9 protein-coding genes are annotated in these 12015 nt (G+C 54.4%); 3 read left to right on the top strand and 6 right to left on the bottom strand.

Annotated features, from left to right (window positions below; all coding sequences use genetic code 11):
- Positions 1 to 388 precede the first annotated feature (388 nt).
- Entirely contained in the window at positions 389 to 778 is a 390-nt protein-coding gene (locus tag G477_RS0109625; protein WP_026697774.1) for a hypothetical protein, read from the top strand.
- Positions 779 to 1043: 265 nt separating this feature from the next.
- Here the strand turns inward: G477_RS0109625 and G477_RS0109615 are convergent, their stop codons facing one another.
- From G477_RS0109615 to G477_RS0109605, 3 genes are all read right to left on the bottom strand, one after another.
- Positions 1044 to 1805 (bottom strand): hypothetical protein, encoded by a 762-nt coding sequence (locus tag G477_RS0109615; protein ID WP_026697773.1) that lies wholly within the window; start codon positions 1803 to 1805, stop codon positions 1044 to 1046.
- 287 nt (positions 1806 to 2092) lie between these two features.
- Positions 2093 to 3400 (bottom strand): hypothetical protein, encoded by a 1308-nt coding sequence (locus G477_RS0109610; RefSeq protein ID WP_026697772.1) that lies wholly within the window; start codon positions 3398 to 3400, stop codon positions 2093 to 2095.
- Positions 3401 to 3554: 154 nt separating this feature from the next.
- A complete protein-coding gene (locus G477_RS0109605) occupies positions 3555 to 4457 on the bottom strand; it encodes a phosphate/phosphite/phosphonate ABC transporter substrate-binding protein (protein WP_026697771.1) in 903 nt (300 codons plus the stop codon).
- 228 nt (positions 4458 to 4685) lie between these two features.
- Here G477_RS0109605 and hpt point away from each other — a divergent pair, with 228 nt between their 5' ends.
- Complete coding sequence (gene hpt / locus G477_RS0109600; protein WP_026697770.1) at positions 4686 to 5207, top strand: hypoxanthine phosphoribosyltransferase; 522 nt, start codon at positions 4686 to 4688, stop codon at positions 5205 to 5207.
- A gap of 509 nt (positions 5208 to 5716) precedes the next feature.
- On the opposite strand, the gene G477_RS0109595 is transcribed toward hpt, so the two are convergent.
- Positions 5717 to 6463 (bottom strand): SDR family oxidoreductase, encoded by a 747-nt coding sequence (locus tag G477_RS0109595; RefSeq protein ID WP_026697769.1) that lies wholly within the window; start codon positions 6461 to 6463, stop codon positions 5717 to 5719.
- A 321-nt stretch (positions 6464 to 6784) separates the two neighbouring features.
- Here G477_RS0109595 and thpD point away from each other — a divergent pair, with 321 nt between their 5' ends.
- Complete coding sequence (gene thpD, locus G477_RS0109590; protein ID WP_026697768.1) at positions 6785 to 7714, top strand: ectoine hydroxylase; 930 nt, start codon at positions 6785 to 6787, stop codon at positions 7712 to 7714.
- Between the two features lie 472 nt (positions 7715 to 8186).
- Here thpD and G477_RS0109580 read toward each other — a convergent pair whose 3' ends face one another.
- Positions 8187 to 9380, bottom strand: a complete 1194-nt coding sequence (locus G477_RS0109580; RefSeq protein ID WP_026697767.1) for a DUF418 domain-containing protein — start codon at positions 9378 to 9380, stop codon at positions 8187 to 8189.
- Positions 9381 to 9409: 29 nt separating this feature from the next.
- Positions 9410 to 11923 (bottom strand): penicillin acylase family protein, encoded by a 2514-nt coding sequence (locus G477_RS0109575; protein ID WP_026697766.1) that lies wholly within the window; start codon positions 11921 to 11923, stop codon positions 9410 to 9412.
- Between the last annotated feature and the right edge of the window lie 92 nt (positions 11924 to 12015).

Below are 12015 nucleotides of genomic sequence, written 5' to 3'. Positions count from 1 at the left end.
TACCGCATAACCACCGCTGTCACAGAACAAAATCGCGCAGCGTCTTCAAGTCGGAACAGCGGACGGCGTCGCTGCAGGCTTTTCGAGGGAAGAAAAGGTTCTACTTTCGTCCCGTGCAGCGCGCGACGCCGTTTTTCCTATACCATCTTCCCCCCCGTGCCACAGGCAGTAGTCGGCGGTTCTCCCCGGATTGAACGTGCACAATGGCAAATTCTCACGAGCAGGAATCCACTCCGGAACGGCCCCGGCAAAAAATCTCATTTTTTACGGCAGTGATTACTAATATCTCATTTCGGTGACACTTCGATAATAATCGTGTAACAACGCTGTTTTTCAAGCACACAGCAGTTATGATAGGGGACGAACAGGCGATAAGGAGGTCTCCGCCATGAAAACACTCATGCTGTTATTATTATTCATTACTGCTGGATGCAGCTCTGCTGACGTATATGATGTTCTTCCCGATCTTCAAGCGGAAGAAACCCTCCACGCCATTCTGCTTCTTGATGATCAGGAAGATGAACGAAACCACGCTTATCTGGATGCCCTTCTCGAACTGGAGAAAAGCAAACCGATTGATGTCCACGTGGTTGAAGGAACCGAGGCTGCCAGTGCGGCTCCTCACCTGCAGGCAGAAGAACTGCCGAGCTTGATTTTATATGAAAACGGAGAAGTCCGTATGCACATGGAAGAAGAATCCGACTACGAGGACGTCCTGCAGGAAATCCGTGCAGAAGTATCCCGCTTTGTCGTGGACCGGAGCTCAGAATCATTTTAACGAAGTCACAGCAGGAGCGCCGGCAGCAGGCCGCGTTCTCCCACAACATAGATCGATCGAGGCCGCCTCCAGAGGAGATGGCCTCTTTTTTCTGTAATCCGGTCCCGGCAGACGGAATCAGCCATGGCATTCTCCCCTGCATGCGAAACGCTTCCGACGATACCATAGGAATCATCGGAAGCGTTTTTCTGCTCATTTCAACTTTTATTGTCCCAGCACGGTTCATGGAAACTACACCGCCTTCACGCTGGGGGCTGCAAGGGGGTTATTCCTCTTCAATACCTGCAAGGATGTCGGAAGCGAATTCGGCCAGCCATTCGTCCTCTTCTTCAAACGTGACGTGCACTCCGTCATGTTCCGCTTCCAGTACCCAGGCACCTTCTCCTGTGAATTCAGCGATCGTTCCGGCACCTGCAGTATCTGCCTCGAGGGCATCGGTTTCCCAAGTCAGAAATTCAGGACCCTCTAAGGATGCTTCTTCTGAGCTGAGGTCTTCAAAAGATGGATGAACATCGTCATCTCCCAGATCGCCGCCGAATTCATAGTCGAATTCGAGAACGAGGTGCGCTTCCACTTCTTCCAGTTCCACGCCCGGCACTTCGTAATGTGCTTCGACCGAGCCGCTTTCTTCTGCCTCCCCTTCCTGCGGGGATTCCACGAAAGCGAGCATGTCCGCTTCCTGCGCTGTGCTCACGAGGGCGAAGACTTCTTCCAGCTCTTCCATCGATGCTTCCGGCGCGTCGCCGCCGTCCTCCTCGACCGTCACGTCGAGGTCATAGTCAGCTGCAAGATCCTCGACGTCGCCAGCCGCTTCCTCCCCGTTCTCTTCTTCGTCAGCGTTCTCATTGTTCTCGTCCGCTTCTTCGTTGTTATCGCTGTTGTTATCGTTGTTCTCCTCGTTCTCCACACCGTTGTTGTCCGCAGGATTTCCTGCTTCCTCGTTGTTCATTTCGTTATTTTCGCCTCCGCACGCGGCCAGGAGAAGGGCACTCCCAGCAACGGTAGACAAGAGCGCTGCTTTTTTCATGTAGACACATCCTTTTCGATTATTTCATCCATGTTACATCATAACCAAAAAGGCCGGCTTTGAATCATTGTACCGCCTCTAAAAGTTTGGGAATTTAATGGTATTTATGCGACATTTTTTTAGATTTAATCCGGAAAACGAAACGAAAACAAGCACCTCTGCCAGAAAGGGGGGAGCTTTCTGCCACGCAGACAAGAGCGGTCCTCCCGCAGGAGAAAGCCGCTCTTTTTCATGCCTTCTTTCTACTTTCAGCCTTGGGAAGTGCCACAGGAACGGCAGAAAGAAAGTCACTTGCCTGCCCGGACCTCCAGCTCCACTCCGAGGAGGAACATGCCTCTTCGCAACACACGGCAGGCTGCTTCGGGGAGGCGGTGATCGGCATCTTCCCATGCTTCCGGCGGTACGGCACGCACTGCTTCGGCCAGATTCAGCATCAGTGCCGCAAGCAGCGAGGGCTGCCTCCGCTCCCACGCTGTTTTCGCTGTTTCCGGGAAGTCGTCGATCCGACATACGACCCGCCAGACGGCATCCGGCCATGCTGAGCCGTCCGCTCGCCCTTCGCTTACGGAATAACAAACCTCGTTATACGTCTGTTGTATGTAGCGCCCGCCCCTGTCTTCACCGAGCAGGTGCGGGGTCAGCGGCGGGCGGTCCATCCGATCCGGCAGCAGCAGATGAAACAGGAGCACGCCGGCCGCCTGCTTGGCATCCGGAAAAAGCTCTCTCGTCCGCTTCAGGAGGTCCGTGGGGGTATAGCGGGACTGCACTTCCGATATCCCTACATGCTCGAGCTGCCCTCCCCACGGCCAGCCTCCCTGCCGCAGTACTTGACGAAGCTGTTCGATATGCAGCTGTCTCCGGTTATCCGAAACATCCAGCAGCACATCAAAATCAAGCTGTTCTTTTCTGGCGACCACGGCTGCCAAAGCTCTTGCTTCCCCTTCGGCCGCGTCCCTGCTGTAGAGAAGCAGCGGCGGCAGTCCGGACAGAGGAACCGCATACCCCTCCTCTGTCCGGGTAATTAACTCCTGTTCCATTAACTGCTGGATCACACGCGCGGCCGGCTCCTCCGACGGCTCCTTCGTCTTTTCGTCGTGCAGGCCGAAATCCACCTCCCACGACGCGGCTTTCTCTGCGCGAATGCTCGTCCACCCTCCGTTGTCCGCCAGCCGCAGCAGCGACTGGGTGACCGCAGCAGCTCGCAGATCCGCCCACTCCGGCATGTCCAGGTCCCGGGAAGTGCCAAGGACCACCGCTGCCGTCTGCGGTCGTTCGGTCGTACTCCTGCCATAGTCTGGATCGTCTGCATGCTGGAGCACCCAGTCGCCGACCACCGGCCGGTGAAAACGCAGGAAGACCCGGTGCCCGTCGGCTTCAGCGGTTATCCACGGAAAGTCTTCGAGCGCTGCTGCCGTTTCAGCAGCAAGCTCCACGGCGGTCCTCTGCAGCTGTCTCGAAGCGGGGATACAGCTAAGTGCCAGGTCTCCTTCGTGATGTTGTTCAGGCTCCTCAAGCGCCCGCTGCACGTCCCTAGTGCTGAGCGGGAAGAGCCCCGTCTGCTTCAATGCTGCCGCAGCACGCTGTTTACGATTCATCCTTACCCTCCTTCCGGAACATCCGGGCCGGCCGGATCTCTTCCTGTACAACCAATCATTTGTTTGATTGTAACCAGAATATGCCGGAAGGGCAAGATGACGACGAAAAACAGCTTCGTCAACGCTCCACCGCTTCTCTTACGCCGCGGACGACTTACAGATCGTCGACATCAATCTCATCACGGAAATTATCATACGTTTCCCGCACGATATCATAATCGCTGTCTTCGGCTTCCACGATCGCATCCCAGCGGTACACGTCATTCATGACTTGGATCATCTCTTCTTCTTCATTGAATTGCAGAAAGGCTTCTTTTATTTCTTCCTTCAACCCTTCGTCCAGACCATCCATCACGCTGATGGTGTCGTTTGGAATCTCGTCTGTATATTCGATAACCTTCAGTTCCTCTTCGGCTTCTGGATAGTCATCGAGAATGACGTCACGCGCATCTTCATACGTCGTTGCGACATCCATCTCTCCTTCGATTACAGCTGTCAGCGCATTGTCATGCGAGCCCGATTCCAGCACGTCTCCGAAAAATTCCGTTTCTACATCCCCAATGTCCCCGCGGTGCTCGGCGATATGGGCAGCTGGAAAGAGATAGCCTGCCGGAGAAGCAACATCCGGAAACGTCCAACCGGTCCCTTCCAGATCATCCAATGTTTCCAGACCGGCATCTTCCCGCACGACGAACTGAGCCCGGTAGGAGGATGCTCCATCTCTTTCAGATTTCAGCATGACCTCCAGATCATATTCTTCATTTCCTTGGACGTATCCGAAGGCCGGCAGAAAACCAATATGCGCTTCTCCGTTACCCATCGCTGCCACAAGGCCGGAAAAACTAGTCATGACCGTCCCTTCGACAGGACGATCCAGAATCTCAGATAACCGCTCCGCCAGCGGCTCCACCGTCGAAGCAATCTCATCCGAGTCCGTTGTCGGCACAAATCCCATGACGATTTCTTCTGGATCTTCTTCCTCCGCTCCGCTGTTATCTTCGGAACCACAGGCACTCAATACAAGAGCGGCTCCCGCCATCATCCACCATGCTTTCATGTTTATCCCTCCATCAATATCTTTCTTACTGCTTTCATGCTAGTAGAAGAATATCAAGGCCGTTTTAAGGAGATTCAAACGTTCAGTAAATTTTATGCACGGGGTATGAACATTCGTATGTATCCGATTCATATTTACAAAAACGGGAATCCTCGTTACAATAACCGTTGGAATAACGAACGATTGGTATAATTTACGTAAAAACGTTCACAAGGAGAGGATCTACTCATGGAAACATGGAACACGGAAGTGATGATTGATGAACAGAAAATCGCCGCTCGGGTTCAGGAACTCGCTGCGGAGATTGAGGCCGATGCAGCCGGACGGCCTGTTGTGCTGATTGCCGTCTTAAAAGGATCTTTCGTCTTTGCCGCCGATTTGATGCGGGCGATGAAGACCAGTGTAGAGATCGATTTCATTGCCGTTTCCAGCTACGGGAACCAGACGGAAACTACCGGCAAGGTCCGCCTGCTGAAAGACCTCGACCATGACATTACAGATAAGTACGCAGTTATCGTCGAAGATATCGTCGACAGCGGCTTGACGCTCGACTTCCTCGTCGATCACTTCCGCCTCCATCATCCGGCTGAACTGAAAATCTGCAGCCTGTTGAACAAGCCGGAGAGAAGGAGAATTGAAACTCCGATAGACTACATCGGTTTTGATATTCCGGATACGTTCATCGTCGGCTACGGGATCGACTATGCACAGCAGTACCGCAACCTCCCTTATATCGGCCGCATCGTCTAAACAGAGCCGCTCTACTGCAAAGGCGTATCCCCTGTGCTTCTTCAGGTTTCGAGTCAAAGGCCCATGACCAGCCGAAGCACACGGCAGGTACGCCAACAGGTACGCATCTTTTCGCTTCCCCCTGCTGTTCCATCCCGCACCATGGCATCGGAAGCGGCCCCTGGCTGCCTCTCCGCGTCGCCCGACAGCTATGTTGAGCCACCTGCTCGCTTTTGAGCCACTCTTATCGGCACAGGAGACGCTTTGCCCTCCTTTTCCGGACGCTCCCTCCGCGTATGGAGCCAGCCGTATCCGCTTTGACGACGGACTCTTTCCATCAGGCCCTGCCGGAATATCAGCGGTCAACCGGCAGCCTGGTTGTCCGCGCAGCCGAGAATGCCGCCGTCACCCTGTATGAAAAACGTATACATTCAAAAGAGCCACGCCGGCGTTCTCTCCCGGCGTGGCTCTTTTGTCCTCGTGTCCAGTTGTGAAAAAGTCGGTTTGACCGCCCTGAGGCTGAGAGGGGATCAGCCCTGGTTGTTCGGTCGGACGATGACTTCGTTCACATCGACGTGCTGCGGCTGGTTTACCGTGTAGAAAACAGCTTCCGCAATGTCTTTGCTCTGCAGCGGCGTCAGCTCATCCATGTTCCAGTTCTTCAGCATGTCGTGTACGTCTTCATCCGTGATGGTACTCATCAGCTCTGTTTCGACAATCCCCGGCGAGATGCTGGTCGTACGGACGTTACTCTGCGCGACTTCCTTGCCGAGCCCTTCCATGATTACCCGGGCCGCAAACTTCGTGCCGCAGTAAACTGCTCCTGCCGGCATAATTTCATGTCCGGCGATGGACGACGTCGTAATGATGTGCCCTTCGTTACGCTCCAGCATGTGTGGAAGGACAGCGCCGACTCCGTACAGCACCCCTTTGATATTCACATCAACCATCTGCTCCCACTCATCTACTTTTTTGTTTTTCATAAAGCTGAGCGGCATCAGACCAGCATTATTGAACAGCACGTCCACCTGGCCGAACTTATCTATGGCATGCTGAATCAGGCTCTCCACCTGCTCCTGGGACGTCACATCCACGCTTTGATATGACACCTCACCAGGTTCACCGGACAGCTTGGACTGGATTTCCTGCAGCCGCTCTTCCCGGCGGGCCCCGAGAACCACATTCGCGCCTTCCTGAACGAAGCGCTCTGCCGTCGCTTCGCCGATTCCACTGCTTGCACCAGTAATAACGACTGTTTTTCCGTTCCATGAACTCATGATTTAACCACCTTTTTCATTATAGTCACAACAACCTCGTTCCCGAATCCTGCTGATTCAAACAACGTATTCCGCGATCCTGCGGCGCATCCGGCTTCCTCAGCCGTCTCTTTGGAACGCATGCTGTTTTTTCACCAGGATATGTCTCCCTATCTCCAGGAAGCTCCCTTCATCTGTCGTTAACGATAGGACTAGATAAATAACATATAAAAAGACCATAAAATAAGAAAATATGTGTTTATCCGTTTATTTTAAGGGTACTCTACTCAGCAGGAGCTCTTCTAAAGGGCCAATCACCAATCAAGAAAAAGGAGGAACACAATGGCACAGACAAAAGTCGATAAGTACCCATCCCGCACAGGAAACAAAGCAGAGATTCTTGAACGAAAGGATCCCGTCATTCATCAGAAGGCTGACAGCGATGGTCCGCTTACCAAAGAGGAAATGAAGCGGTTTGATGAGCAGGGATACTTACTCAAGGAAAGACTGTTCAATGAGGAAGAAGTTAAGATTCTGAAAGAAGAACTGCGCCAGCTCATGGACCGTAACAAGTCCCGCGATGCTGACGATGTCATTAAAGAGCCCGGAAGCAACGAGATTCGTTCTGTTTTTGAGATCCATAAAGACGGGGGGTTTTTTGAAGCACTGAGTAAAAACGAACGAATCGTGAAAATTGCGGAGCAGCTTCTGGCAAGCCAGGTTTATATCACCCAGTCCCGCATCAACTTCAAGCCGGGCTTTAAGGGGAAAGAATTCTATTGGCACTCTGATTTCGAAACGTGGCATGTAGAGGACGGGATGCCGGACATGCGTGCCGTCAGCTGCTCGATCGTGCTGACCGACAATTACGAGTTCAACGGGCCGCTGATGCTCATTCCAGGATCGCAGAACTGGTATGTGTCCTGCCCGGGCATGACGCCGGAAGGCAACTACAAGGAGTCGCTGAAAAAGCAGGAGTCCGGTGTCCCGGACAACGACAGCATGTCTTGGCTTGTTGATCAGGCTGACGGACAGATCGACCGTGCTACCGGTCCGGCCGGCTCGGTTCTCTTCTTTGACTGCAACACGATGCACGGCTCCGCCGGAAACATTTCCCCATACGACCGCAGCAATGTGTTCTTCGTCTACAACTCGATCGAGAACCAGCTGCAGGAGCCGTTTTCCGGCCAGGGACCACGGCCGGAATTCCTGGCTAACCGAAACAATATCAAGCCGATTCACCCGGGGCGCGACCAGCTTCATCACAGCTAGAACAAGCGCTTCTGGCATGATTACTCATTTCCCCAGTTGACCAGAAGCACGGATCGGCTTCCAGTCGGAACGGATTCCGCCGCTGCAGCTCCTTCATGGAACAAAAGCGCGCAGCGTCTTTTGGTCGGAACGGCGTGCAGAGTCGCTGCAGGCTTTTTTAGGGAAGAAAACATTCTTTGTTTCTTCCCGAGCAGCGCATGGAGCCGCCGTCCCCTTGTATGAAAACTTTTACATTCCTACCATGGAACAAAAGCGCGCAGCGTCTTTTGGTCGGAACGGCGTGCAGAGTCGCTGCAGGCTTTTTTAGGGAAGAAAACGTTCTTTGTTTCTTCCCGAGCAGCGCATGGAGCCGCCGTCCCCTTGAATGAGAAGGTATATATTCCTATCATGCAAAAAAGGCACCGGATACGTGATCCGGTGCCTTGTTGCGTGCGCTGCCTTTCCGGCAGCTCTGCCTGTACCCTGCAGGCGGTCAGGAGGTTTTCTTTTCCGGGTAGGTCCAGCGGCGCCAGAGTTTTTCCAGCGGTCCCTGATCGAAGCGGCTCATCCAGATCGTACTGAGGATGACCTGCACCGCATACACCATCAGTCCAATCAGGAATCCGTTAAAAATGCTGATCTGCCCATAAAATCCAAGGCCGTAGCCGTTGAAAATCAGCACCATCACGACGGACTGCATCATGTAGTTCGTGAGCGCCATCCGGCCGACAGCGGCAAACGGAGCCGTCCAGACTTCCAAGCTGCGCCCGTGCCAGATGAGCACCGCCGCCGATACATAAAACAGCATCAGCAGCGGACCGGCGAGAATGTTCAGCCCCTCGCCGAGCGCATCCGACATCCACACCGGAAGCCCTAACGCCTGATACGTCAGCAGGAGAAACAGCATCGTCAGCAGGACCCCGCTCCACCCGGCATGAAAGCAGAGTTTCTTCCATCCTTCCAGATGCCGTTCCATATCATGAAACCACCCAGCTTTTCCTAGCGCCGCGCCGATCAGGAAAATACCCAGCACGTTCAGCACAGCAAAGGGTTCGTTGAATAGCACGAGAAATACTTCATTGCTGAGCCGATAGGAGAAAATCTCCATCCACGTGCCATTGCTCATCACGTTGTGTGCTTCGTCCACGCCTCCTGTCGCCATGTCCGGCTTCACGACAGCGGCAAAATTTCCTGCCAGCAGCAGCAGCCCCATCACCAGGCTCGACGTCAGCAGCAGGCCGATGCCCCAACGGACGAGCGACCGCACCTCCTTCTTCACAAAGAAAAGCAGAAAGAAGCCGCCGAGCGCATACGTAAACAGAATATCGCCGGACCAGATGACCACCAGGTGAATCAGTCCGAGCAGCAGCAGAAACGTCAACCGCCGCTGAAAATAGGAACGTGCCTGCAGTCCCCTTTGTTCCAGTCTCGTCATGAATAAATAAAAACCGAGACCGAAAAGAAGCGAGAACATTGGATAAAATTTGCCGAGTATCAATGCATCGACGATCAGCGCCGCCGCACGGTCTAGCGGTTCGGCTGGCATCGGCTCCGGATCGAGGGATGCCATTTTTTGAAAGACAGGTGATTTGAAAAAAGCCATGTTCGCAAGGACAATCCCGAGAAGCGCCGCTCCCCGGATGACATCGAGCAGAAGGATTCGCTCCCGGCCTGTAGTATGCTGCATGGAAGCAGCTCCTTTCTATCTTGTTTTCTCTACTGCTGCTCATCAGAGAAACGCGCCTCTCCCTCCGACTGATACGGCATGCGCGTGTAGTCTCCATCGAGCCAGGTGTCGATTTGATCGGCGTAATGAGGCGAGAGACGCTGTCCGGACTGCCCCGGCAGCAGGACATCATAGAAGTGATCCGGATCGGACAGATCTCCAATAAAGCGCCAGCCCGCTCCGTGATCAGCTTCTCCAGTTTCGACATCAAAGCTCATTGCCGCCGGCGTCGCGCCACTGCCGCCGACCGCCTGACCTCCAAGGTCAAACACATGGTTCAGCGGCCAGACCGCCCCCAGCGGATGGGAAAGGCTGAGCTGATGCCAGTCGCCCCATTCCCAGTCACCAGGGTCATCCCCCTGCATTTCCTCGGCACGGTGCACGGCTTCATAGAAGCTTTCACGCATGGCCTGGGCGAACGGGACGTGGAACCGTTCATCGAGAAAGGCGAACATCATCCCGTCATCCGCTCCTTCTTCGATCGTATGGTGCCTTGTAAGATGATTCGTGAGCGGAATCTCCAGATGACGTTCATATACGTGCTCCGGGAGTCCTTCATACCAAAGCTGCCAGATGAGCGCTCCGGACGCCTCCGCGGTTTCTTCGTAATCCCAGTTTTCCACTTCTGCAAGCGCTGCTTCTTCCACTTCTGATAAGGAGCCGACCGGCTCACCGTCGGCACCCCGCGCTTCCATGTCTTCTGTCCAGGAACGAACGCCCTCGGTCATGAGCGGCAGCAGCGCTTCTGCCTGCACGTTTTTCACATCCTGCTGCATCGCTGCCATCGTTTCAAGCGTAAACGGCTCCCCGCTCTCCAGCTGCTCTTCGATCATCGTTTCCAGACGCTGACCGCGGTAAGGATGATAGCTGCGGCCGATTTCATACGAATACTGGTCCCCGACCGGCATGTGATTCGCTGTCATGATGTATCCGCTCTCCGGATTAGCCGCGGACGGGAGATCCTCCTGCGGAACAAAGCCGTCCCACTGAAAATCAGGATCCCATCCAGGCACGGGGAACCGTCCGTCCGACGCCTGCCGTATCGGTATCAGCGCCTGCCCCTGATAGCCGATATTTCCGTCCTGATCCGCGAACACCCAGCTGAGCCCGGGTGTCACAAACCCTTCGAGTCCTTCGCGGAACGTATCAGCATCTTCTGCCCGGCTCAGCGCAAGAATGCCGTTCAATTCCTCTCCAGGTTCCAGCCCGCTCCAGCGCATGGAATACGCCTGATAAGGTCCGCCTTCTTCCATCACCCGGTTCATCACCGGGCCGTTCCTGGTAATATCGACCACAAATTCCCGCGGTTCTTCTTCTCCCTCCACGTAGATGTCTTCGATGACCCGCTCTGCTTCTTCCCACTCGTCATCATATAAGTATTCATTCGGGTTCTCCGGATTCACCTGTTCGAGAAACACATCTTCATAGTCAGCCGATAACGACGTCACACCCCAGCTCACACTGCCGTTATGCCCTAAGACGACACCGGGAATACCGGGAACCGTCACCCCGGTGGAATGGAAATCGCCTTCGACTTCCAGCTCGACCTGGTACCAGACTGCCGGTATATCCAGTCCGAGGTGCGGGTCGTCCGCAATAAGCGGTGCACCGGACGCTGTATGTTCTCCAGAAACAGCCCAGTTGTTGCTGCCGTTCCACGCTGGAGGGGCGTGGGCGTGCAGATCGAGCCTGTCTTCATAACCGGGCGGATCTTCCGATGCCAGACCGCTGTACGCCTGCAGCGCAGCATCGCTCTCATTGGCCTCTCCGGACCCTGTCGTCTCTTCATCAATCACAGGAAAGTCCCCGTCGAGATCATAATCCGGAAACAAAGCTTCCGCTTCCATGCCGAGCTCCCGGACGATTTCATAATTTTCCAGCTCCTCGGTGAAATTTCCCGTTAACGTGTAGCCCATGTACTTCACCGCCACCGCCGTGTCTTCTATCGTCCACGGCTCCGGTTCATAATCCAGTATACGGAATTCCAGCGGCAGTTCTCCTGCAGCGGATGTTTCTTCTATGTACTGGGTCACTCCTTCCGCAAAAGCAGTGACCATGCTTTCCGTTTCTTCATCGAATAAATCGAGCATGTCTCCAGCCGCGCGGTGCATGCCGTAGGTCCGGAAGTATTCATCGCTCTCCAGCGCGTCTTCCCCTATCACCTCGGCAAGTTCACCGCCGGCGAGCCTGCGTGTCATGTCCATCTGGAAGAGCCGGTCCTGGGCCATGACATATCCCTGGGTGTAGAAGACTTCTTCCAGGTCGTCCCCCGCGATACGGGGGACACCGTCATCTGTCCGCGATACCTCGACGTCCCGTTCTACTTGTGCCTCCACAGCCCCCTCTTCCGTATCTGGCAGGCTCTGTGCCAGGAACCAGTAGGCGATCAGCACAGCGATGATGGCAGCAGCAAGCAGTCCGACCAATGTCCAGAGCAGCACTTTCACCCAGCGCTTCTCCCAGAATGGCCGGTTGTCAGGTGAAAAAGATGGTCCTTTGGCCACGTTACTACCTCCTTTAATGAACAGCGGCACGCCTATGTATGGAAAATGCAGGCGAAGCACCACTGTTTCTGCTAGAATGGAACGTAATGCAT

Source organism: Alkalicoccus chagannorensis DSM 18086 (assembly GCF_000429725.1).
Taxonomy (GTDB): domain Bacteria; phylum Bacillota; class Bacilli; order Bacillales; family Salisediminibacteriaceae; genus Alkalicoccus; species Alkalicoccus chagannorensis.
This window is presented reverse-complemented; position numbering and strand designations above follow the sequence as displayed.

Bases quoted from the DNA above. Each gene is read 5' to 3' on its own strand.
- thpD (WP_026697768.1), top strand. From the start codon at position 6,785: ATGGCACAGACAAAAGTCGATAAGTACCCATCCCGCACAGGAAACAAA.
- hpt (WP_026697770.1), top strand. From the start codon at position 4,686: ATGGAAACATGGAACACGGAAGTGATGATTGATGAACAGAAAATCGCC.
- G477_RS0109625 (WP_026697774.1), top strand. From the start codon at position 389: ATGAAAACACTCATGCTGTTATTATTATTCATTACTGCTGGATGCAGC.
- G477_RS0109610 (WP_026697772.1), bottom strand. From the start codon at position 3,400: ATGAATCGTAAACAGCGTGCTGCGGCAGCATTGAAGCAGACGGGGCTC.
- G477_RS0109580 (WP_026697767.1), bottom strand. From the start codon at position 9,380: ATGCAGCATACTACAGGCCGGGAGCGAATCCTTCTGCTCGATGTCATC.
- G477_RS0109615 (WP_026697773.1), bottom strand. From the start codon at position 1,805: ATGAAAAAAGCAGCGCTCTTGTCTACCGTTGCTGGGAGTGCCCTTCTC.
- G477_RS0109605 (WP_026697771.1), bottom strand. From the start codon at position 4,457: ATGAAAGCATGGTGGATGATGGCGGGAGCCGCTCTTGTATTGAGTGCC.
- G477_RS0109595 (WP_026697769.1), bottom strand. From the start codon at position 6,463: ATGAGTTCATGGAACGGAAAAACAGTCGTTATTACTGGTGCAAGCAGT.